Below are 23,371 nucleotides of genomic sequence, written 5' to 3'. Positions count from 1 at the left end.
TTTCCTGACACTACCATTTTTAGAAACCTTTAAACAATTTACAGAAAATACGACTTCCCTTTTAACCGATCAAAAAAACTGTTAATCAGCTTTGAGCTTTCCGCAGGAGTTCTTAAAGGAACAAATCCTCCGTTTTCATCGGTTGTAAAATGTCCTTTAAATTCATCAGGCATTCTTCCGTACTGTACATTTACCTGTGTTAAAAGCTCCTGAAAACAAGTATAACCATATTTATCCACAAGATAAGGCAATGCGTTCTTCCCTCTCAACAATTCGTATTCCTGATAGTTATAAGGTGTTGTTTCTTCCCGTTTTGTAAGAGAAACTTTCAGCTTAGTGACCAGCTTTTCAATGTCTTTTTCTGCTGAAAACTGCACCAGACCTCTCAGAGCATATATTTTCATATCCAGATACCGTTCTTTCTTATAGGCTGTTTCAAAAAAAGATCTGAGTTCGGGAGTACTGAAATCATAAAGCAGCCTCAGAATTTTGTTGCGGTAATCAATCTGTTTGGTGGTCATATAAATTCCGGTAAGAATATCTGTATGTTCCGGGCTTATGTTTTCCGGATTAAGATCAAATAATGCCTTTCTGAAATCAATATGCCTTTCATGGACTGTTTTATCAGATAAAATTTTCGGAAATTCACTCATTTCATACTTCAGTTTTGGGTTGATTGTCTATGAATATGCAAAATGGCAAAAATATTTGAGACATGGTAATTATTTTAAGTTTCCCCATCAAATAAGCCTTTAAAGAAGTATATGGGATACTTTCCTATAAAAATATTAAATTATTTTTAAGATTTTTTCAAACAAACAGACCAGTCAGTCCATCTTTTATTTATATTTGTGGAAATAATTCACAAATGTATCGACCTCGCGAAAGAATTTTAAACACCGCTTCTGTTTTATTTCATCAACAAGGATATAACAATACAGGGATCAATCAGATCATTGAGGATTCAGGTGTTTCAAAGGCAAGCTTCTATCAGCATTTCAAATCAAAAGATGACCTGTGCATTGAATTCCTGAAAAGGAGATATGATTACTGGGTATCTGAGCTGGTCAGTTTTACCTCTGGAGCAGTTGACCTTAAAGACAGGCTGATGATGTCATTCGATTTTCTCATGTACATGAATAAAAAGGAAAATTTCAGAGGCTGCAGCTTCCTGAATCTGTTATCTGAAGTTTCAGCTGAGAAAACCGCGATCCATGATGTAATCCGGGATCATAAAAACAGATTGAGAATTTCTTTCAGCAGCGAGATTAAGGATGAGCTTCTGGCAGCTCATATTTACCTTCTGTTTGAAAGTTGTATTCTCACCAGCCAGCTTTACAGGTCAAATGAACTCATTGAAAAATCAAAAATAATACTGCGGGATCTTCTAAAAAAACTACACTAAGGAATTCTGAATATACTACTACAATAAAAAGCATTTAAAAAACTATGAAAAACTCTACTGTTATGCAGGCTCACAGCACTGCAGTGTCTAAGCTTTGCCTTATCGGAAGTATTATTTCCGGCTCATTTCTATTTTCCCAAGTCGGGATTAATACCCCCGATCCTAAATCAACCCTTGATATCCGGGCTAAAACCAACGGATCTTCTCAAACAGAAGGTTTACTGATTCCCCGCCTCACAGGTGACCAGATTCAGACGATGTCCAATAATATACAACCCGGAACGGAATCCCTGATGATCTATGCTACCTCTGCTCCGGCCTCTCCTACTGCAAAGGTGTCAAAAATCACCCAGTCCGGCTATTATTACTGGAGCGGAAGCTCCTGGGAAAGTATAAGCTCAAATATATACACTGCGGACGGCAGCATTACAACACCTTTAGCAGCCAGAAATGTAGATCTTAACGGTAAAAACCTTGTATTTTCAGGCACCGGAAGTGTGGGAATAGGTACTGCTCCTTCTGCATCTGCTAAACTTGACGTAGCCGGAACCATTAAAGCCAGCGCAATAGATTATAATTCCGATGAGCGCCTGAAGCAGAATATTACTCCTATACAGTCTTCTGCTGAAATACTCTCAAAGCTGAGACCTGTTTCTTATTTCTGGAATGAAAAAGGAAAAAAGAAAGGCGGAAATGCCCAGCTTCAATATGGATTAGTAGCTCAGGAAGTAGAAACAGTCCTTCCTAATATTGTGAATACCGATAATGACGGGTATAAATCTGTCAACTATAATGAACTTATCCCTCTTCTGCTGGAAACAGTTCAGGAACAGGGTAAAAAAATCAATGAATTACAGAGAGAGATTCAGATCCTGAAAAAGGCAAAATAATACTGAATCACGAATTTATATCTACCTGAAGTCCTATAGGTTTCAGGGCATTATTAATCTGTAATTCCAAAACAATGAAAATTAAACTATATTTCGTGCTGCTTCTGCTGATAAGCGGCAGTATTTTCGCGCAGAACAATTATTACTGGGTAGGAGGTGCCGGCAACTGGAGCGATCTGAACCACTGGCGCATTGGTTCCTCAACAGGACAGCAGGCTACCATCATTCCATCCCGTTATGATAATGTGTACTTTACTTCCGGAAGCGGATTTACAGCTTCAGGAGGAAGCATAAGCGCTACTCCTTCCGTCATTGCAAAAGACTTCATTATAGATGATTCTTTTACAGGGAAGCTCAACTTCAGCCAGGGAACAATATTCAATATTTACGGAAATCTGAAATGGAAAGGAAATGTGGGCAGTTATTATAATATGATTATGAATCTTTATTCTGACAGTGCCAATCCTTCTCCCAATACCATTGACATTCCCGGAAACCTCATAGATCCTGGTTATCTCTCATTAAGTTATCAGTCGTCCATTAACTTTTTGGGTACAGGAAGTTTTAAACTTATCAGTGATTTTTATACCACCGGTTATTTCTCTTTTACTATAGGAGGAAGCAGCGTCTTTGACCCCAATAATAAAAACATCAGAGTAACCGGAGATATTAATTATAATTCTACCGCAGTTTCAGATTTCGGAACAACACAGCTTACATCCATAAACGGAACCGCAACTTATACGCCTGCTGCCAATCTTACACAGGCAACTGTTTCAGGGCAATTATCTATTCCTTCCACTCAGGATATTAAAAAGATTATTATGCGTAGCCAGATTTCTGTGGGCACTTATTTGAAGGCTGATAATATTACCGGAGCATCTGGAGGCCAGCTTAATACCACTACCGGAACCGGCCAGTATGAGATTAACACGCTGAGCTTATCAGGAAGTGGCAATTACAATATCGGAACATCCAATGTCTCCTATAATATTGCTAAAATTAAAATCAATACCCTGACCACAGACAGCGGAACCACCAATTTTTATGCGGCAGAAAATGAAATCAATACCTGTTCTCTGGGAAATGGAGTCAGCAGATTTTATTTTGGCAATATGGCCAGGTATACTATCAATAATCTGATCCTGAATGGTGGTGACTGTCTGTTTAACTCTACAGCCAATTCTGGTTTTTTTAATGTTACTCAGACCCTGACCGCCAATCTGTCCTGTAAAAACCCGGCCCTGCCAGTTTTCGGGGGAATGAACAGCTCCTATTTTGCAAACCTTATCATCCCAGCCGGGATTAACAGTGGCAGCGGGGCTAACTTCTTAGGCTATACCTTCTCCAATACCCTATTATCCGGCGGCGCAGCAGCAACAGCAGCCATAGATGGCGGTGGAAATACTGGAAATATCACCTATACCGGACTGACGGGAAAAACGTATTACAGGATAGGTGCCGGAGCATGGGACGATCCCTCCAAATGGTCTTTTTCATCCGGTGGAGCCTCTGCCAACTGTGTTCCTACCATGTATGATGATGTTGTATTTGATATTAATTCAGGTTTTACAGCTGGAAATAATGTCATTACCAATCCTGTAGGAAATGTAGCCTACTTCCGTAATATGACCTGGAACAATGCTCCCGGAAATCCTGTTTATGGTGTAACCAATAACTATATTTACGGAAATATCTATCTTCAGAAAGATATGACGACATCCTCCGGCCTGTTCAGTTTCCAGAAATATAAAACTACCGATCCCCCGGTTGTGCGTTATATGAATTTTGAAGGGCAAACGGTCAACAGGATTCTTATCTTCAATATCAATGATGAATTCCGTTTACTTCCGGCAAGCTGGGGCGCACCTTATGATGTGAGTGTTACTTCAGAATTTAATTTTAATGAATCAAATATGGTTTCTGCTCTGGTAAGCAGCTTGTCTGCTGACGGCAGAAAAATATCAGTTGGTGGTTCTTTCAGGCTTGGCGGAAAAAATGTTTCCATAGATAACGCACTTATCAGGACTTCTGCACTCTATGTTTCTACTGCTCAGCAGATTAATGCACCAAATACCGCTGTGTACATCAGCAATACCTATAACGGCCGGTATTATTCAGCCAATCCCAACCATTTTTTTGGAAGCATTTATCAGGAAGGAAACAGTACTGTAACTTTTTCTGATATGAAGGCCAACCTGTTTCAGATCAATTCAGGAAGCTACACTACGCTGGTAAATACCAATACGGTAAAGAGCGTAAATATTAATGCACCTTCAAATATTACTTTCAACACATATGCTAACCTCAGAGCTACCGATACTTTTGTGTACAACCGTGCAGATTGTGACCTTCATGCCAGTCTTACTGGAAACGGAGGCAGTAATCTTATTCTGGGAAACAGCATCAACGGAACCGGTTTTGTAGAGCTGAACAGAATGATGATATCCGGAATTAATGCCGTCTATGTGAATCCTGTTGCAGGTGCCAAGCCAGTTAATGCCAATAATTCCATTGACAATGGCAGCAACAGCGGAATTAATTTTACACTTCCTACAGCAAAAAACTTTTACTGGAAAGGAGGAAACGGAAACTGGAATGATCTCAGCCATTGGTCTATGGACCCGTCTTCAGCAAGGGTAACGGCCAACTGCGGGCTTCCCACCATTTATGACAATGTATTTTTTGATCAGTACTCCGGCTTTTCAACCACCAACATTACAGGCATCAACCTGGAAAACAATGTACAGGTAAATAATCTTACATTCAGCGGGCTTCCGGCTTCAGCCCGGTCTTATTTCGCAGGAAGCAATAATAATTATTCAATGGGGATCAACGGAGATCTAACGCTGCATCCCGGTTATTACGATGCCGGATATTTCAGTGGATTTATTTTTATAAACTCGGCAGGAAAAGCCGCAGGAATCAATAAAGCGGTTTATCCCAACGGAGGTAGTGCCTACTTCACTTTTTCCGGTAATGCCAACTGGAAAGTCTACCGTGGAACGGGGCCTTACGATATAAACGGCGGTAATATCAATCAAAACAATACAGCAGGAACTCTTGATCTTACAGGAACCATCCTTAATCTTAACAACGCGTCTTTCAACGGAAAGGAAGTCTTGCTGAGCAATTCTGATATTAGTCTAAGAGCTTTTGTGGTAAACACACAGCTGCCGGTTATCTCCAATAACAGTATTCTGAAAATTAATTCAGTATTGGGAGGACAAAGTAATTTTTCAGCCAATAATCTGGCCCATTATTTTGAACGGATTGATTATAAGAGTACTAACCTTAATACCACTGCTTATTTTTCGATGCAGGGAGGACTTGTTAATCATTTCAATATGCTGCAGGGAACTTTTTATACCCAGCCTTACGCTCTTCAGATCACAGGACTGAATGTGAATCACCTCAACATCCAGAAAACCAACTCTGTTATTTTAGCAAGCAATATTACAGTGAATAATTCCATGCTTTTGCAGGGAGGATGCCTGGAGGATGAGCGGGTGATCTTCTCGGGTGACAACTCGGTAAGGCAGATCATTATTTCCAGTTACAATCCTACGGATTTTGTGATAGACCGGGTGCAGCTGAGAAATGTTTCGTCTTCCGGAGGGCAAACGTATATTACCTCAAGCAGTAAGAACCTGGGAGGTGTGGCTGGTTTCAGCTTTTCTGATACACTTACATCAGCTCCGAGAGATCTCTACTGGATTGGCGGGCAGGGCGAGTGGAATGATCCCCTTCACTGGTCGCTGACCTCGGGTGGTGTACCGGTTACAGGCTGTAATCCTCCGAGAGCTAATGACAATGTATTTTTTGATCAGAATTCAGGTTTCACAGCATCCCAGAAATCCATTACCATTACAGGAACCAATGCATTTGCCAATAATGTAACCTTTAATAATGCTCCTAATTCTCCTAATCTGGGCGTATACAGCAGTAATTCTTCCTATTATCTGAATGTTTACGGAAACCTTACGCTTCAACCTGTTATGACTACTCTTTCTAGTAATTCTTTCATCAATATGGTTCAGGACCCTGCATTGGTAAAAGCCAGATATATTGATACTAAAGGAGTGAATGTAAATATCGCAATAAATGCGGATAAAGATTCTTTTGAGCTGCTGAGTCCATACCTCGGAAATATAACAGGAACGAATGTGAAAGGCTTTAAAACGAATAATTTCCCGATAACGGGCGGCGTAAATTTTAATTATAATCAAAATGTCAGCCCCGTACTGGATTTAGGTCAGTCTGTTATCAGTACAGGATCTTATAGCTTCACGGTAAACGGAGGAGGTATTCCCGTTACCATTAATGCGGAAGGGAGTAAAATTACCACCCAGAATTTTGCAGTTACCATTCCTAATATTTCAGATTTTAATGAAGTTATTATTACCGGATACGGAACGCTGAACGGAGGTTCTACGGTTCATAATTTCAATAAAGTAACTTTCCTTGGGGGAACAGGAACCAGTACTCTTACCTCGGCAGGCCGATACAAAACCCTGTATTTTAATCCCGGGAATTATACTATTGCAGGCGGGCAGGTCATTACCGAAAACCTGTTTATGACCGGTACTCCATGTAACAGGATCAATATCAGCAGAACAGCTGCTTCCGGGCAAAGCTTAATTACGCTGGATCCGGCAGCTTCCTACACCATGTTCTATGCCTCAGTCCGGGATATGAATTTCTCCCGTATGGTTAGTGCTTACGGAAACAGTCAGGATCTGGGAAATACCAATAACCTTACGATTGTACCTACCAATGTTCAGGCTGCAGGTTTTGGAGGAAATAAGACGCTTTGTGCTTCAGAGTTTCCTAAAACCTACGATGCAGCTACCCTGTTCGGAACGGATGCCAACGCTTCTTACACATGGACGAAAGTGAATCAACCGGGTGGCGGAGTAATCAGCACCAGCCCTTTGGTTACATTCACTCAGCCCGGAAACTACAGTGTTAAAGTAGTATATGCGCAGGACGGATGTAATATTACCGAAAATTTTACGATCAGTTCTGTTACCATGCCGGTTGATAATACTGTAGTTACTCCTGTAAGCGCTGTACAACAGACAACGGGCGATGTGCAGGTAAAATTCAAGGGATCTCTGGCACAGACATATATTTTCACATATTCTGTGAACAATGGCCAGGATCAGGATATTACTTCGGCGGCTAATGGTGAAGCACTGATTCTTCATCCGAAAAGCCAGGCAGGAACATTTGTTTACCGTCTGAAAAGTATCCGTTTTGCAAGCGGGGAAGCCTGCCCTCTTGCCTTGAATAACAAAAATATTGTAGTCAACATTAATCCGGAATGTACTGTTCCTGGAGTTACCATGCTGATAAATGGCATTCTGAGAGGATGTACCGCCAGCATGGGAGCCAGACGTTTATCTGAGGTTAATCCTGTAACAGTAGTTAATCCTCCTATTGATGCCGGGGCAACAAAGCTCATCCCGGGAGCCGGAATTACGGTGAAAGAAGGAAGTGATGTATTGATGATCCGAAACATTGATGCTCTTCCGGAAACACTTACTCTTCCTGCTCAAAAACCTCACGTTCAGGGAGCGGTTATCTATCATAATGACCATTTTTACGAAGGTATAGAAAACGGAAAATGGATCAGGGTTGATAATGATTAAACAGAGATATTTTTTATCATAAAAGGCTGTCTTCGGACAGCCTTTTCCGTTGAGTTTCACCGGACCTGAATTTCTTCTAAAGTTCCCTAAAGCGTTTTAAATACTAAGATTTATTCGTATTTTCGGGAGCCTAAAAAACGTCATTATCTTATTTCTATGAATGAACTTGTGAAAATCTTTCCGGACTATGAAGATGTATTTCATGATGATATAGAAAATCATAAAAAGTACTTTCTGCCTATCTGCTCTTTTAATCTTAAACTGATTGATGCTTCTCAGAATGAATGGCTCCATGTGGTTTCTGTGAAAGAAATCTATGACGGTTGTGTTGGAGAAGACAGTACTGCATTCTATACTCCGTTTACTCAGGCTGATATGCTTGGTTTTGATGTTATTGAGGGAAAATACAGATTTGATGCGGACTGGAACTATTTCAAAGTGTCCACAGAAATTGCTCCGGACCAGTATCACGAGGAGTTTTCTGATGTTGAAATTGAATACAATATGAATGATGCGATGTATCAGCTGAAAAAAGCTTATTTCAATAAACACCGCCAACTCTATGATAAATATGCTTACAGATCAGGGCTTACTGTAAACGATATCAGAAGGCTTGAGAGACTTCGCCTGCTTACACCGGAAGACCTTGAAAAGGATGAAAATTCTGAGTATATGGAAGAACGGAATGCTGCTAAAATACATGGCATTTTTGATGAACTGAATTCTGAGAAAAAGATTCTTGAAGACTGTAATTTTGATGGCTGTAACCTGATAAGCAAACCGGCTCACAACGGAAAGCCATTAGACTATATCGGCTGCATTGAAGGGTATGATTTCCAGCAGAGCTCGGCAGATCATATCTATCTTTTCTATGACCGCGATCTCCGGAAAGCTGTAATCTGTTTTGAATATACCTAAATGATTATACACGAATAACAATACTTCAATTTTCAATTAAGAAAGATGGAACAAAAATATGTAGAATGCTCAACGCATGGAAAACAGGAAATGGGTTTGCTATGCACTCACCTGGCACAAAGCCTGTTCAATAATAAACCGTCCGGGTTTCATGAGCATGATGAAGGAGATATGGGACGTCCTGATGCATGGTGCAATCAGTGTGAAGATGCCTGGGATCTTACTGAAACGGAAGAAGACCGCGAAAACTGGTTCACCGGATGCGATTTTAAAATTGTCTGTGTTTCCTGTTGGGATGAAGCAAAAGAATTCAATACAGAAGCGGAATTGTAAACCTTCAATTAATCAGGGCTTATAGGTTCCGAATATCCTGTCCCAGACAGAGGTATAAAACCCGAAGTTTTTACTTTCGTCTGTGTGATGCTGATGGTGAAACCGGGTTGTTCCTATAAAAAAATGGTCCATTTTTGGCGGAAAAAACTCCCGGTTCAGGTGTCCGATCGTTCCCCAAACGAGGTTAATCATCAGATAAACTGCGACTGCCACAGCCGAAAAATTGTACATCATCAGTAGAATTAACATCATTACTCCAAATCCAATAGTCTCTAAAGGATGCAATACAAAGAGACTAAGAAAATTGATGCTTGTATGCTCATGATGTTTTCTGTGTAAAATCCTGTATACAAAAGGGATATGGGCTGCATAGTGAAAGACATACATCAGAAGATCCATCAGAAGCAGTAAGGCAATAACTTCTGCAATGACAGCAATCACGGATTGATCCAGGCTTAGAATAACCCATCCGTTCTTCCATAAAAAAACGCCCAATATCATCACAAAGCTGTTACAGCCTATTGTAAGAAAGCTGAGATAAACATCTGACCTGCTCACGGGATGATCCTGCGGCTGTAATTTCCCTTTACGGCAGGTTTTATCAATAAACCAATACAATCCTATAGAAAACAAATACAGAAAAATATTGACTGTTAAACTAAACAGAATCCATTGCATCCATGAAAACTGCCAGAATATTTTTAACGTCTCAGAAAGTTCAAATCCGCTCATCTCCATACGATATCATCTGTCAACTTTAGGTAAATGTATGAATTTTCATCATAAACCAAAATACAACTCCATGGCTATGATTGAATAAAAGTCGGGATTATTTCAACAAGCCCGCATTCAATCAAGAGATCTTATATACACACCGCTGTCCGCCTGAAAGGATATGACCCACTCTTTCCATCTGGTAATCTTCACCGATCAGATTTCGGAAATTAGACAATTCAGCACGGCAGAACCCCTGGCATTCAGTGGCAGCGGCACAAATCGGACAATGATTTTCAATCAGAAAATATTCTCCGTCCTTTTTTTTCCATTCTGCCATATATCCTTCTTCACTACGGATTTTAACAAGGATATCCAGACGCTGCTCCAATGATCCTGCATCTGCTAATGATTTTTCGTACCGCTGATAGGTGTTTTTTTCTCTGTCGTTAATCAATAGTTCCAATGCATTTTCGCCCAGGAGATTTTTAACCGACCGAAGAATCTGTACAGTAACATCGGCATGGGCATCCGGAAACCGGGAAAACCCTTTTTCCGTCAGCCGATAATAAGTAGACGGGCGCCCTACTCCTTCACTTTTTACAAAAGGTATAATAAAACCTTCCTGAGCCAGGTTCAGCAAATGCTTCCTTGCCCCTTCTTTGGTGATGGACAGCTCTTCCGAGATCAGCAGTGCGGTAGCTTCACCTCTCATTTTTAAAAACATCAGAATGCGATCGGCAGCCGGCTTCTTCATTTGACAATATTTTAGTTGTTTTATTTTTCAACAACAAATATAGGTATTTTCTATAACCTTTAACTTTACATGACAAATATTTAATTATCAGCATATTATTTAGTTAACATACAGGTTTAATAAAACAACAAAATAGTTGTTTTATTAAAATATAGTATTACCTTTGAGCTGTATTAATCAAAAACGATACTATTATGAACTCATTTACACTACCGCAACTGACTTACTCCTATGATGCCCTGGAACCTTTTATAGATAAAGAAACGATGACCATTCATCACCAGCGCCATCACCAGGCTTATATAGATAATCTGAATGCGGCTCTGGAAAAAGCAGAGGAAACCTCCACAGACCTTGATTCTATTTTACAAAGGGTAAGTGAATATGGTCCGGCTGTAAGAAATAACGGCGGCGGGCACTATAACCACTCGTTATTCTGGGAAATTCTGTCTCCTAATCCTCAATTGAGGCCAGAAGGGAAACTTGCTGAAGCTATTGATTCAACTTTTGGAAGTCTTGAAGATTTAAAAGCAGAAATGAAAAAAGCAGGACTTGGACAGTTCGGTTCGGGATGGGTATGGCTGTTTGTAAAGTTCAACGGTTCGCTGGCTGTAGCCTCCACTCCTAACCAGGATAATCCGATGATGGATGTGCAATTGGTTAACAGGGGCTTTCCAATTGTAGGAATTGATGTCTGGGAACACGCTTATTATCTGGCTTATCAGAATAAAAGAGCCGATTATCTTGACTCTTTCTGGTCTGTACTGGATTGGGCTGCTGTTGAAAAAAAGTACAACGAAGTACTCAACAAAATCAGATAATTTGTTTCAGGTTAAAAAGAGAGTCATGAATCAGAAAAATTTCATTAATAAAGCAGAAGCTTCGGGCATTATCGCTCTTGATCTTTTGGATTATAAACCTTCCATAGAAATTGTAGAACTGGATATTAAAGATCATCTTTTTATGGGAATGATTGTGAAGGAGAAAGAGTTTAAGGAATCTATTGCTGCCGTGGATTTTTCTGTATACAACGAAAAAGCCGTGGGAATTGTCTGTTCTACGGATGCCATCATTCCACCCTGGGTTTATATGCTGATCATGGAAAAGTTATCTCCTTATGCTATTTATGCAGACCTGAATAATGCTGAAACGGTTTTACTGGATCTCTGGAAACGCCGTCTCTTGTATGCAGATCTGAAGCATTATAAAGATCAGAAAGTTGTTGTAAGGGCTCGTGCAGATCATGATCCGGCCCTTTATTTACTGGCAGCCGGGCTTCTGAAGCCCATAGTTAAAAGTCTTATGTATGGAGAAATAGGCATGCCTAAAGTCATTTTTAAAAATTAAATCAGAATGAAAGCTATTATATTCAACGGATCCCTGGAAAGAAGAACGGAATCTGCTTCAGGCCGGATTTCACAGTTTTTCAAAGAAAGGCTGGACAAATCAGGAATAGAGACCGAAATTTTCACCCTGGCAGAATCCGGTATTCCTCTGTTTGATGTTACGCTTGGTAAAACCCCTTTAGCTGTAGAACGGATGACACAGTTATTCCTGGAGGCTGATATTCATTTCTGGCTGGCTCCTCTGTATCACGGAAGCATTCCGGGAGTGATGAAGAACTGCCTGGACTGGCTGGAAGTTACTTCCGGGCATTATCAGCCCTACCTTACCGATAAAACAGTCGGATTGGTGTGCTGGGCAGACGGACTGCAGGCGATGCAGGGCATTAATACCATGGATGTGATCGCCAAATCGCTCCGTGCATGGCCGTTACCGTTCAGTGTTCCTGTTATCCGTGCGGGTTTATATGATCCGGAAGATCCGGCAAAGATCTCATCTTTATATTCGGATAAATTTGAGAAGCTCATCAGCATTGCCACCACAAAAAGGATAGAAAAAATACCTCAGGTTTATCAATAATTATTCTGAAGAATGGATGAAATTACAATTACGGTAAAGGATCAGGAAGGAAATATCCACCAGCTGGTCTGTCCTCTGGAAATGGGACTTAGTCTTAAAGATCTGTGCAAAGCTTATGAATTGCCCATGGAAGCTATGTGCGGAGGAATGGCCATGTGTGCTACGTGTCACTGCTATATTCTCAGCGAAACATCTGTACTTCCGGAAAAAAGCGATATGGAAGAGGCTCTTTTGTCTGAGCTGTTTACAACAAATTCTTCCAGCAGATTAGCCTGCCAGATCCTGCTTACCGCGGCAATGGACGGGCTTTCCATAGAAATTGCAGAATAAAAAAGAACAACTGCCGTTGCAGCTTATTTTTTCAACGTTTCCGGTTGATGCCGGAGTTTATTTACTTAAGTTTAGACTGGGATTTCTTACGGTGTATGCTGTTTGGGAAATCCCTTTTTAAAAATTATTAAAACCAACTAAAAACATGGCTATTATTATAACCGACGACTGCATTAACTGCGGTGCCTGTGAGCCGGAATGTCCCAATTCAGCTATTTATGAAGGGGCTATTGACTGGCGCTGGCAGGATAAAACCAAGCTTTCGGGAAAGATTGTTTTTCCGGACGGAACGGAAGCTGATGCAGGGGCGTACCAGCAAGCCTATTCTGATGAGGTCTATTATATTGTTCCCGGAAAATGTACGGAATGTAAAGGTTTTCATGAGGAGCCTCAATGTAAAACGGTGTGTCCGGTAGACTGCTGTATTGATGATCCGGACCATCGTGAAACCGATGAAGTATTATTAGACCGGCAGAAATTCATGCATGGAGCTTAATTTTTATTAACCCGGAGAATATACAAAAGTCAAAATAAAACCTATATTTAAATTTCTATTGCATTAATAAAGGCGACTCAAAATCGCCTTTATTGATATAATTATTTTCCTTTTAACTCATTGTAGACCTTTTCGGTGAAAGGCGTTTCCATATCCAATTCCTTACCGTATTTTAAAATAGCTCCGGCAAATAATTCCAGTTCGTTATCTTTCTTTCCGGAATGAATATCCAGCTGCAGGGATGTGGGTGTTTCAAAAGGAAACGCAGAAGCTTTTTCAAAGGTTTTCTCTATAATATCTCCGGAAAGGCGGATTTGTTTTTCACCGGCTATCTGCTTAATTTCTTTCATTATTTCCGTTGCTTCATGCTTCTGCTGGGCATCTGTACATACAGTTCCGATAGATGAATTGTATTTTGCGGTTACCGGTCCGAAGCTTGCAATGAAGATAAACTTGGTCCAGATATCGGTTAATGAATCATCTTTGAAATCGATATCAATTTTACTTTCTTTCATCAGCTCAGTGATCCAGTCTATATCTGCTGAAAAATGCTGCGGGTCTCTGCCCATGATTATTTTTCCGGCTTTCCCTTTATGTTCTACGATTCCTTTTTGCTTAATATGGGAAGCTACGTAGAGACAGGTGGGAAGAATAACATTATCCGGAATAATTGTTCTGATTCTATCATAAATATCGGCTCCATTCATCATGGGAAGCAGTACTGTATTTTTATGGATGATCTGCTTCAGCTGTGTGCAGACATTTTCCAGGTCGTATTCTTTGACGCAAATCAGAATAAGATCCGGATCTTTAATGCTGCTGATCTGCTGTTCAACGGCATCAGGAAAAGTATGATCTACCGAATGTTCCGGAGACAGCAGAACAAGACCGTCCTTTTTTACTTTTTCATAGGTTTCGCCTCTGGCTGTAAAGGTTATTTTATACAGCTTTGAAGCCTCATTAAACTGATTAATTTTAAATCCGAAATATCCGCCTACACCACCGAGGCCAATTATAACGATATGCTTTTTATTCATAGTTTTATTTTCAACAAAATAGTTAAAATTCTTCCCAGCCTTCCTGCTGCGGATCGTATTTTGCAAATTCTCCGGTATCGGTAAATTCTGAAGCTGTCATTCCGACTTCAAAAATAGAACTTTCGCTGAGCCCGGCCCTGAAATACAGTCCTCTTCCTGAAAGCAATACATTTCCAAAATCCTCATCAGGATGGCTGAAGTGAAGTCCCGAATCATCTTCTCTGACCAGCTCATACCTGTAACTCAAAAGGCGTTCTTTTAAATCAGAAATCTGCTGTTTTTCAAATGGTATAAGGTTGTCTTCACGGTCAAAAAAACTCTCGTCATTAGCGGTCTGTTCTTTTTCTTTTGTTTCTGATCTGAAAAGCTGGATATTATAACTCATAGGAAGAGAATCTGGTTTATTGTTTTTATTCCGCCAATATAATACTTTTAATGGCTGTGTAGCGCAAAAACCTTTGAATATCGGAATTTTATGAATACTCTAAAGAATTCCGCTTCGTTTTCTGTTCTCATAATCCTTTTTCCATCTGTTCTGAGGAAAAGAGCGCTCCAGTAGCCTCAAATACCTGCCTGCAAAATGACAGCACTCAAAAAACAAAATATTTTAAAGAATTAAAAAATAAGATCCTGTATTTCCGGAAGGATAAACTTGGAAAAGCTGCTGTCAGTAAGACCAGACTAATAAACAATTCCCTACGGTACGGCCAAACTGATGATGAAAAATTTTATAACACGCTTTTTCATGTATTTAAAATCAAGTTGAATATGCAGTTTCAATAACTTTTAATCCTTTATCAACAATAAAATAACGATGAATACGGAAATTACCACAAGAGAAACCAGGGTCCATTGTATCCAGTATTTTTTTGCATCAAACTCAAAGGTAACAGGATTTATATGGTAATGTCTGTATACTTCAGGATTTATTCTTATTTCTTTACAGTCTGCTATATTCTGAAAAAAGGCGGCTCTCAGTTCCATGGAATTAGCAGGATAGAAAGCATGCCAGATATTCATCATAAATTCGGCTTCTACAGGCTTCACAACGCCTGTTTCGTCTCTGTACTTAACCATCAGCGCGGTTCTGGAATATTTTCCGGTCCCGACCTGTTGAGTATAAACATCATATCTGCCTTCTTTCGGAACAGAACGCAGCCGGCTGTATAAAATGGAAAGGATATGGCCATCTTTTTGCTGACGGTACAGTCCTTTCTCATCTATCCACATTTTTACAATTGCTTTATTCTGGTCCCGTTTCCAGCATTTTACCAACCATCGGCAAAGAAAGAAGAAGCACAGTTCATAGAGTGTAATAAATATCACTGCATTCACCGGACTCCTGCTGTATGAGACCCTATACCCATCATCAACAGCAAAAGCTACCGGTAATAAGAGAACTAATAAAAATAAAACGGCAAGCCCAATCAATGACAATATGCGCGTCATCCATGTAACTGTTTTGTCGGCAGCGGCATAGACCGGGAAAGAACGGGTATTTTTATTCATTCTTCTTTTAGTGTCTGTGTTTGACAGGTTTTTTATTTTAATATTCCATTTTTCCTGGATTGTGACCACATTACAGATAAAACATCAGGGTTTTGTGTTATTATCTGCCACATTAAAAGGTTAGTGCGGTAGCATGGGGTGAAAATCTGCATAAGTATTAAAACAGGAAATTGTTATTTTGAGGTAGTAAGCACAGCAATTCTCGCTTTTGCATAGCCAATCTGATCTTTTTCTTTCTCCGGATCCGGTTTGCTTTTAAGGTATAGATTATAATAAGATAAAGCATTTTTAGTCTGCTTCATACTCAGATCATAAAGCAGTCCCAAGCGGTAATTAATCGTATTGCTGCTATCAAAAGTAAGTCCTCTTTTATAGGCGGTCACTGCATCAGGAAACTGGTTTTTTGCTTCATAAATACCTCCAAGCACCGTATAATAAAGGGCTGTATGTTTTGATATTCCTTCTTCAATGGTTTTCTTAGCATAAGTTGCTGCAAGATCATAATTTTTCAGTTCCCGGTAGCTTAAAGCCATAAAATACAGGGTACCCTCATTCTGAATCCCCATATCTTCCAGGGTTTTAAAAAGAGAGGCACAGGTCTGGTAGTCTTTTAAATAAAAATAAGCCTGCCCCATTTCATTAATCACATTGGCGTCCGTATTATTTTTCATCAGCTTTTTTCCCGTATCAATTACTTCCTGATATTTTCCAAGAAGGTTAGCTACCGGAAGCTGTGCCTGCTGCAGGGTAAAATTCTCTGTATCTGCTGCAATAGCTATTTTCAGAACATCGTAAGCAGGCTGATATTGTTTCAGTTCTTTATAGGCCATGGAGAGATCATAAGCAACATCCGGATCAGTAGTGTTCAGACGGTTTGCTTTCTTAAGGTAGCTGAGCCTGGCTTCAGCCGTTTCCGCATAAACGGCCAGCTGTTTACAGGCACTGAAATTAAGGCTGTCCAGCTGCATGATCTGCGTGAGATAGGCTTTAGCTTTCCCTGCATTTCCCCGGCGCGAGTTGATATTCGCCAGGCTGAATAAAACAGAAAGGTTATTGGGTTCTGCCGTATTGGCTTTCATATAATTTTTTTCTGCTTCCGGAAGTTTTCCTGCCATCATATTGCAATAGGCTATCTGAGTAAGTGCTTTTACATCTTTAGTGTCCTGCGGATAAATGCTTTCCAGATATCGTGCGGCATCAGCATAACGTTGGTTCTCATAATATTCAAGCAGTTTTTCTTTATCTACATTTACAGCCTGAGCACTTATTGTATTGAACCCTAATACAATAATAAACATCGAAATCCATTTCTTCATGGTTAGTCATTTTTGACTAAAATATCAGTTATTTACGGATTTTCCAAATTTTAAGCCGTATAATTCACCACATGGATATTTTTCATCATTTGAAATAAAAAATAGCAATTATATAGTGTTTCAGGTTTTAATTAAGCATTTTTTGTAAATTCACCATCATATATTCCGGCTAATATGAACCCTGAGTTTTATTGCAGATTTCTCTCTCCTGACCCTTCCCTTGATATTTTTGTTGAAAGCATAGGAATGTTTCATAATCCATCGGATAAGCCTAAAGAAGTGGTGGTTATTCCGGATGGAAGGGTTGATCTGTTTTTTTTACAATCCGGGCCGGAATCCTTTCATATTCTGCTGATAGGGCTGGAAACTGCTCCTGAACAAAGGGTCATTCCTCCTCATACCCTGGCATTTGTAGTCAGCTTCCGGCCGTTGGGAGCCGAATATATTCTGCGGACTTCCATTGCGGATATTTTAAATACGGCAAAAGAGCTTCCTATTGATTTCTGGAACTTCACAAAAGATCTCATGAATGATTTTGAAACATTTTACCACTATATTTCCCACACTATAAAAGAATTGATTCCTGAAAAAACAGATTCAAGAAAACGTCTTCTGTTTGAATTCATTTATGCTTCAAAAGGTGAGATCAACGTCATGGAACTTTCTGAAAAAGTTTCGTGGAGCAGCCGTCAGATCAACCGTTATTTCAATAAGCAGTTCGGGCTTTCATTAAAATCATATTCTACGATTCTACGTTTCCGGGCTTCTCTGGAACATATTGCGGAAGGAAAGCTTTTCCCGGAGCTTAATTTTACGGATCAGACCCATTTCATTAAGGAAATCAAAAAATTTTCCGGGGTGATTCCCAAAGAACTGGCAAAAAATAAAGACGACCGATTTATACTATTATCTGTTTTAAAACAAAAATAACTTTGCATCTGTAAATTCAATCAAGATGCTTATAAAAAATAAATCAATAGCTATCATTGGCGGGGGACCCGGCGGTCTTACGCTGGCCAGACTATTACAGCTTAAAAATGCAGATGTAAAAGTATACGAAAGAGATTTTAACAGCAAGGCCCGTGTACAGGGATCACCTCTGGATATGCATGAAGAATCCGGAATGGCGGCCTTGCGCGGGGCAGGACTTCTGGAAGAGTTCAAAGAAAATTTCCGTCCCGGAGCAGACAAAACCCTGATTGTCAACAACCAAGCTGAAATATTCTACAGCGACCATGAGAGCAAACCGGATGAGGATTTCGGGAATGCCCATTTCAGACCGGAGATTGACCGTGGCCCGTTAAGAAATATGCTGCTTAAATCTCTTCATCCGGAAACCGTAGTCTGGGACAGCCATTTTATTTCTATGGAGAGACACGGTGAGGGCTGGATGCTGTATTTTAAAAACGGTTCATCAGCTTATGCAGATCTCGTTGTTGCCGCAGACGGTGCCAACTCTAAGGTCCGCCCCTATCTCACTGATATTGAGCCTGCCTATTCAGGAATTACCATGCTTGAAGGAAATATTCTTCAGGCCGAAAAAACAGCTCCTGCCATTACAGCTTTTCTTAAAGGCGGAAAAATTATGGCCTTCGGAAATAATCGGAATTTACTGCTTGGACAGAAAGGAAACGGTAACCTTGGGTTTTATGCAAGCTTCAGAGCGGATGAAAACTGGGCTTCAGCCAGCGGCCTTGATTTTTCTGATCAGCCACAGATCCTGAATTGGTATAAAAAAGAATATTCTGAATGGAATAACATCTGGGATGAACTTTTTGAGAATGCTGAATCTCCTTTTATTCCCCGCCCAATCTATTACATGCCTTTAGCACAAGGCTGGAAAACCCGTTCTAATTTAACGTTAATTGGTGATGCCGCCCATGTGATGCCTCCATTTGCAGGAGAAGGTGCCAATATGGCAATGCTTGACGCCCTGGAACTCAGTAAATACCTTACCAACGACAACTGCCACTCAATGGAAGAAGCCATTGCCCTGTATGAAAGCCAAATGCGGAAACGCGCCACCAAAGCCATACAGGAATCTCTTGAAAATGGTGAACGAATGCATGCAGAAAAAGCTCTGGAAACAATGCTTGCATTTTTTAACGGACATCAGGGTAATGAAAACGATTAATATTCCTTTGTATATTTTTTATTTTTCCATACTTTAACCCTACAAAAAACTGATCATGGAAATAAGATCTGCAGCAGCATTTATTGATTATTATGAGAAAATAAGAGCCCGGACGATAAGGCTTATTGAAGTGATTCCTCCCGAGCATATTGATTTTTCCTATAAACCCGGAAAGTTTACCATTGGAGACCAGATCAGGCATATTGCCGCTATTGAACGGAATATGTACGGAGAAACTATTTCCGGAAGAAAAAGCGCTTATCAGGGGTGTGGTAAAGAACTTGCTGACGGCTATGATGATACGGTAAAATATTTTAATGAAATGCACCGGCAGATGATGGGAATTCTTAATGGACTTTCTGACGAAGATCTTAACCGGCGCTGTCTCACCCCCGCAGGCAGTGAAATATCAATATGGAAATGGCTTCGGGCTATGACTGAACATGAAATCCATCACAGGGGTGAATTATATATTTACCTTAATTTACTGGATGTAAAAACACCTCAGATTTATGGTTTTTCGGCAGAGGAAGTTCAGGAAATGAGTGTAAAGCCTACTCCTTCAAACGGATAAGAGCTCTGGAACATATAAATGTCTGTGAAAAAATTCTTTGAAATCAAAATGCAATACAGCGTTTCCTGTTTTTACTTATATTTGAAGCCTGTCTCAGCTTCTGCCGAACACCCCTAACGATAAAAAAATAATACATGAAAAAAGTAACCGGAATTGGAGGGATCCTCTTCAAATCTAAAGATCCAAATGCCATGAACGAATGGTATAAAACCCACCTCGGACTTGAAACCAGTCCTTACGGAACCAGCTTTGAATGGCTTCAGACTGATGGCAAAAAAGGACTTACCCAATGGGCCCCTTTTGCTGAGAATACAAAGTATTTTGAACCCTCTGAAAAAGACTTTATGATTAATTACAGGGTAGAAAATCTTGAAACCCTGGTAGAAGATCTGAAAAAAGAAAATGTGACGATCCTGGATGAAATTGCCACTTATGATTATGGAAAATTCATTCATATTTTAGATCTTGAGGGCAACAAAATTCAGCTGTGGGAACCGATTGATTAATATTGTATGCAGATAATATAATTTTCGGCGGGCCTTCGGCCCGCCGAAAATTTACATAAAGAGTTTCAGCATTTTATAACTCAGATCATTGATCCTGTACTATTTTATTTCTCAATAATCCTGATTTTATAATATCGTTTTTTAATGCCATTTTCTCTATAATCGCTCCCTTCTGTAAGATAAAGTGTTGCTTCGTCTGCCCAGAAAGATTTTCCCATCATGCATAGCCAGGTTTGGGTCTGTTTCTCGAACTCTTCATCCAGCTGTATAATCTTTACATATTCATTGTTGATTTTACGCTGGATAAAATAGAAACTGCATTCCTGCCCTCCGAAATGACCATTCAGTCTGAATGTCTTCCCGGGTGAAGTTACGATCATATCAGGGTTTCCGGTATCTTCCGTTTTCTGGCCGTTTTTCAGATTAAAGCTTATGTCGGTTGTATGGCCGCCTTCGCACAGCAGTATATCTTCTTCAGGAAAGTAGGCAATAAAAAATTCACCGTCAAAATCACTTTCGTTCTGAAATACTTTTCCGTTTCTGAAGCGGATCTTTTTTACAGCCTGATTTTCGCCGTATTCATTTTTTTCAGAAAACTCCACAACGCCTTTCAACAATTTCCGGGCTTCATCAAAATTCTCGATTTTCGTTATTTTCTCCTGCCGGCTTCCTGCTTTTCTTTCTGCGGTGTAAAACTGTATTGAATCTATTTTTTCAACTTCAACACCGTATTGAATATCTTTTACTGAAGGTTCTTTTTTTTGAATAATATCGGAGCCTTTGGTTTCAGAAGCTGTCTTGGTAACTGTTTGCTCTTCCTTTTTGTTGAAACAGGACTGCAAAAAAACAGCAAAAAGGATGAATGTAAGTACTCTTTTTTTCATTATCTAATATTGTGTATTTCACGTTTAATTTTCTGTTTTCATTAGCGGTGTTTTATGGTTTAGCTGAATAAATTTTCATCCGAATAACAGACCTGCCCGTCCACAATACGGGCTGCCGAAGTATAAGGATGTTCTTCTGCTTTTCCTTGATTCATTATGTGAAGAACTTTCCATCCTGCGGCTTTCAGATAATCAGAAACCATAGACCGGTGGCAGCTCCACCATACGGCTTCCGAGCACATATACGCCGTAGTTTTTTCTGATGCTGTTTCTTCTAATTTCTTCACTGCGTTCTTAAATTCACCGGTTTCCATATAGTCTGCATAACCTCTGAAAGAGTCGTTCTTCCATCGGTCATTCTGTGAATCCGCCTGTACTTTCCGCCTCCCGCCAAGACTTTCCATATGAATATAAATGATATTATTTTCCCGAAGATCTTTTTCCAGATTTTCTTTATTAAACCAGGGATATTTCCGTGAGCCGGGAAATCTTCTTATATCTGCCAGCACTTCAATTCCGAACTCTTTCAGCAGGCCAAGAAAATCGTCCATACTCCGGGTAGAATGGCCTATAGTGTATATGATTTGAGGTTTTTGCGACTGCATCCCGAATACACGACAACAGCGTCGTCATTTAGTTGATAATATTATTTACAGGTCTGGAGACTGCTTCAAGATGTTTTCCGGCGAGTTCATGCATGGTACTTTCGATCATCTCACACATACTGTTTAGTGCCAGATCGTTGTCTTCGGTTCCGAAAGGTTCTTCAATCTCATCCGCAATGGCTTCAAAAGCAACAAAAGTATACGCTATAAATACAACGATAAGCGGTGTAAACCACCCTAAGCTGTCTACCAGGCCAAAAGGCAAAAGAAAACAGTAAATATAGACGGTACGGTGAAGCAGTACGCGATAACTGTATGGAATAGGTGTAGACAAAATCCTTTCACATCCGCCCACAACATCTGCTAACCGGTCAAAATTTTCATCAAACCGCCCCTGCTGAATAGAGTCTATTCTCCCTTCCGCTCTGGCTTTTTCCACCCATTCTGCCAGTAACCTCAGCAGAATAGCCGGTTTATACTTTGCATTTTCAACAATCTTCAGCTGTTGAGGATGAAGTCTTTTTTGCAGGTCTTCATGTGGATCAGTGCCTCTCAGCTGATGTTTCAGTGCATATAAAAAGGAGCTGAGTATATTCAGAAAGTCATCAACAGCAGCCGGTTCTGCCTTTTTTCCTAATGTGAGTGCCTGGCGTGTCAGTGCTCTTGCAATATTAAGTAAAGCTCCCCAAAGCTTCCTTCCCTCCCAGAATCTTTCATAGCTTGCATTATTCCGGAATCCCAGGAAAAGAGCCAGCACAAAACCAAACAGGGTAAGCGGAGCCGGATTAAGCGGTACTTTGAAATTCAAAATAGTCCCATGAAAATACACCACTATCAACGATAAAATGAAAAGAAGCCCCAACCGGGGCAGTAATCCCGGAAGTACCGAACCATGCCATACAAAAAGCATTCTGAACCAATGTTCTTTTTTTCTTATAATCATAATTCCCGTGGTATACCTTAAACATTACAATAATACGGATTTCCGGCGGTTTACTCAATACCGCAGCTGTAAAAGGTAAACATGCAAGCCCATAAGACAATTCTTTCCGTTATTTAAGCCGGAAATCCTACAAAAATACAAAGCCCCCGGCCATGGACCGGAGGGCTCTGCTTCTCCTGCTAAAACAGGATCTTTTTATTGAAAAAATTACTGAGTTGCTTTGATGAGCGCTTTGGTGATCTGCTCTTCTTTTTCTTTAGAATAAGTAGAATCAAAAGGCTCCATCACATCAAATAAATACTGGTAGAAAGGGGTTATTTTCTGTACGTTTTCAGATTCTTTCACCGCCTTTTCTTTACCCATCTGCTGAAGCTCTTTGATGAAAACATTGAATTTTTTATCAATAGGCTCTATGGATTTCACCAGATAAGCATATGCTTTTT

Annotated in this window: 25 protein-coding genes; 14 read left to right on the top strand and 11 right to left on the bottom strand. The window is 40.0% G+C overall.

All coding sequences use genetic code 11. From position 1 onward, the window contains the following. Positions 1 to 38: 38 nt before the first annotated feature. The gene (locus AOB46_RS23725) at positions 39 to 653 is read right to left on the bottom strand and encodes a hypothetical protein (RefSeq protein WP_206542268.1); all 615 of its coding nucleotides are present in this window, start codon (positions 651 to 653) and stop codon (positions 39 to 41) included. A gap of 215 nt (positions 654 to 868) precedes the next feature. Between AOB46_RS23725 and AOB46_RS21100 the strand changes: the two genes are divergently transcribed. The 5 genes from AOB46_RS21100 (at position 869) to AOB46_RS21080 (ending at position 9,200) form a co-directional block, all read left to right on the top strand. Further along, positions 869 to 1,405 carry a TetR/AcrR family transcriptional regulator gene (locus AOB46_RS21100; RefSeq protein WP_062703145.1) on the top strand — a complete coding sequence of 179 codons (537 nt, stop codon included), beginning with the start codon at positions 869 to 871 and terminating at the stop codon, positions 1,403 to 1,405. A gap of 44 nt (positions 1,406 to 1,449) precedes the next feature. Further along, positions 1,450 to 2,295: a tail fiber domain-containing protein gene (locus tag AOB46_RS21095; RefSeq protein WP_062703143.1), complete on the top strand. Its 846-nt coding sequence runs from the start codon at positions 1,450 to 1,452 to the stop codon at positions 2,293 to 2,295. Positions 2,296 to 2,369: 74 nt separating this feature from the next. Next, complete coding sequence (locus AOB46_RS21090; RefSeq protein ID WP_062703141.1) at positions 2,370 to 7,949, top strand: hypothetical protein; 5,580 nt, start codon at positions 2,370 to 2,372, stop codon at positions 7,947 to 7,949. Between the two features lie 156 nt (positions 7,950 to 8,105). After that, a complete protein-coding gene (locus AOB46_RS21085; RefSeq protein ID WP_062703139.1) occupies positions 8,106 to 8,867 on the top strand; it encodes a hypothetical protein in 762 nt (253 codons plus the stop codon). Positions 8,868 to 8,912: 45 nt separating this feature from the next. Beyond that, a complete protein-coding gene (locus AOB46_RS21080; RefSeq protein WP_062703137.1) occupies positions 8,913 to 9,200 on the top strand; it encodes a hypothetical protein in 288 nt (95 codons plus the stop codon). 12 nt (positions 9,201 to 9,212) lie between these two features. Here AOB46_RS21080 and AOB46_RS21075 read toward each other — a convergent pair whose 3' ends face one another. Both AOB46_RS21075 and AOB46_RS21070 read right to left on the bottom strand, forming a co-directional pair. Next, positions 9,213 to 9,938 (bottom strand): sterol desaturase family protein, encoded by a 726-nt coding sequence (locus AOB46_RS21075; RefSeq protein WP_062703135.1) that lies wholly within the window; start codon positions 9,936 to 9,938, stop codon positions 9,213 to 9,215. A gap of 115 nt (positions 9,939 to 10,053) precedes the next feature. Beyond that, positions 10,054 to 10,671, bottom strand: coding sequence for a helix-turn-helix transcriptional regulator (locus AOB46_RS21070; protein ID WP_062703133.1), 618 nt, complete (start codon positions 10,669 to 10,671; stop codon positions 10,054 to 10,056). A 194-nt stretch (positions 10,672 to 10,865) separates the two neighbouring features. Between AOB46_RS21070 and AOB46_RS21065 the strand changes: the two genes are divergently transcribed. From AOB46_RS21065 to AOB46_RS21045, 5 genes are all read left to right on the top strand, one after another. Then, the gene (locus tag AOB46_RS21065) at positions 10,866 to 11,492 is read left to right on the top strand and encodes a superoxide dismutase (RefSeq protein WP_062703131.1); all 627 of its coding nucleotides are present in this window, start codon (positions 10,866 to 10,868) and stop codon (positions 11,490 to 11,492) included. Positions 11,493 to 11,517: 25 nt separating this feature from the next. Beyond that, entirely contained in the window at positions 11,518 to 12,018 is a 501-nt protein-coding gene (locus AOB46_RS21060; protein ID WP_062703129.1) for a DUF2480 family protein, read from the top strand. Positions 12,019 to 12,024: 6 nt separating this feature from the next. Beyond that, on the top strand, positions 12,025 to 12,594 hold the full coding sequence (locus AOB46_RS21055) for an NADPH-dependent FMN reductase (protein WP_062703127.1): 570 nt from the start codon (positions 12,025 to 12,027) through the stop codon (positions 12,592 to 12,594). A gap of 12 nt (positions 12,595 to 12,606) precedes the next feature. Beyond that, a complete protein-coding gene (locus AOB46_RS21050) occupies positions 12,607 to 12,924 on the top strand; it encodes a 2Fe-2S iron-sulfur cluster-binding protein (protein WP_062703125.1) in 318 nt (105 codons plus the stop codon). A 145-nt stretch (positions 12,925 to 13,069) separates the two neighbouring features. Continuing rightward, a complete protein-coding gene (locus AOB46_RS21045; RefSeq protein WP_062703123.1) occupies positions 13,070 to 13,420 on the top strand; it encodes a 4Fe-4S dicluster domain-containing protein in 351 nt (116 codons plus the stop codon). A 101-nt stretch (positions 13,421 to 13,521) separates the two neighbouring features. On the opposite strand, the gene AOB46_RS21040 is transcribed toward AOB46_RS21045, so the two are convergent. The 4 genes from AOB46_RS21040 to AOB46_RS21025 all read right to left on the bottom strand — a co-directional run bounded on the left by AOB46_RS21040 (position 13,522) and on the right by AOB46_RS21025 (position 17,282). Then, complete coding sequence (locus tag AOB46_RS21040) at positions 13,522 to 14,457, bottom strand: ketopantoate reductase family protein (protein ID WP_062703121.1); 936 nt, start codon at positions 14,455 to 14,457, stop codon at positions 13,522 to 13,524. 22 nt (positions 14,458 to 14,479) lie between these two features. Further along, positions 14,480 to 14,842, bottom strand: a complete 363-nt coding sequence (locus AOB46_RS21035; protein WP_062703119.1) for a hypothetical protein — start codon at positions 14,840 to 14,842, stop codon at positions 14,480 to 14,482. A gap of 401 nt (positions 14,843 to 15,243) precedes the next feature. Then, the gene (locus AOB46_RS21030) at positions 15,244 to 15,966 is read right to left on the bottom strand and encodes a hypothetical protein (RefSeq protein ID WP_131724433.1); all 723 of its coding nucleotides are present in this window, start codon (positions 15,964 to 15,966) and stop codon (positions 15,244 to 15,246) included. A gap of 173 nt (positions 15,967 to 16,139) precedes the next feature. Beyond that, complete coding sequence (locus tag AOB46_RS21025) at positions 16,140 to 17,282, bottom strand: tetratricopeptide repeat protein (protein ID WP_062703116.1); 1,143 nt, start codon at positions 17,280 to 17,282, stop codon at positions 16,140 to 16,142. A 174-nt stretch (positions 17,283 to 17,456) separates the two neighbouring features. On the opposite strand from AOB46_RS21025, the gene AOB46_RS21020 reads away from it, so the two are divergent. From AOB46_RS21020 to AOB46_RS21005, 4 genes are all read left to right on the top strand, one after another. Beyond that, positions 17,457 to 18,212: a helix-turn-helix domain-containing protein gene (locus AOB46_RS21020; protein ID WP_062703114.1), complete on the top strand. Its 756-nt coding sequence runs from the start codon at positions 17,457 to 17,459 to the stop codon at positions 18,210 to 18,212. 25 nt (positions 18,213 to 18,237) lie between these two features. Beyond that, the gene (locus tag AOB46_RS21015; RefSeq protein ID WP_062703112.1) at positions 18,238 to 19,416 is read left to right on the top strand and encodes an FAD-dependent oxidoreductase; all 1,179 of its coding nucleotides are present in this window, start codon (positions 18,238 to 18,240) and stop codon (positions 19,414 to 19,416) included. Positions 19,417 to 19,471: 55 nt separating this feature from the next. After that, complete coding sequence (locus tag AOB46_RS21010; protein WP_062703110.1) at positions 19,472 to 19,990, top strand: DinB family protein; 519 nt, start codon at positions 19,472 to 19,474, stop codon at positions 19,988 to 19,990. Positions 19,991 to 20,124: 134 nt separating this feature from the next. Beyond that, positions 20,125 to 20,496, top strand: a complete 372-nt coding sequence (locus AOB46_RS21005; RefSeq protein ID WP_062703108.1) for a VOC family protein — start codon at positions 20,125 to 20,127, stop codon at positions 20,494 to 20,496. Between the two features lie 104 nt (positions 20,497 to 20,600). On the opposite strand, the gene AOB46_RS21000 is transcribed toward AOB46_RS21005, so the two are convergent. The 4 genes from AOB46_RS21000 to AOB46_RS20985 form a co-directional block, all read right to left on the bottom strand. Further along, positions 20,601 to 21,380 (bottom strand): hypothetical protein, encoded by a 780-nt coding sequence (locus tag AOB46_RS21000; RefSeq protein ID WP_062703106.1) that lies wholly within the window; start codon positions 21,378 to 21,380, stop codon positions 20,601 to 20,603. Between the two features lie 59 nt (positions 21,381 to 21,439). After that, positions 21,440 to 21,931, bottom strand: coding sequence for a DUF488 family protein (locus AOB46_RS20995; protein WP_241489254.1), 492 nt, complete (start codon positions 21,929 to 21,931; stop codon positions 21,440 to 21,442). A gap of 82 nt (positions 21,932 to 22,013) precedes the next feature. Beyond that, positions 22,014 to 22,928: a bestrophin family protein gene (locus AOB46_RS20990; protein ID WP_062703102.1), complete on the bottom strand. Its 915-nt coding sequence runs from the start codon at positions 22,926 to 22,928 to the stop codon at positions 22,014 to 22,016. 207 nt (positions 22,929 to 23,135) lie between these two features. Beyond that, the coding region (locus AOB46_RS20985) for a hypothetical protein (protein ID WP_131724432.1) at positions 23,136 to 23,371 on the bottom strand (236 nt) is incomplete at its 5' end.

Source organism: Chryseobacterium indologenes (assembly GCF_001295265.1).
Taxonomy (GTDB): Bacteria; Bacteroidota; Bacteroidia; order Flavobacteriales; family Weeksellaceae; genus Chryseobacterium; species Chryseobacterium indologenes_A.
Note: the sequence above shows the minus strand (reverse complement) of the source record. Positions and strands in the feature narration are given on the sequence as shown.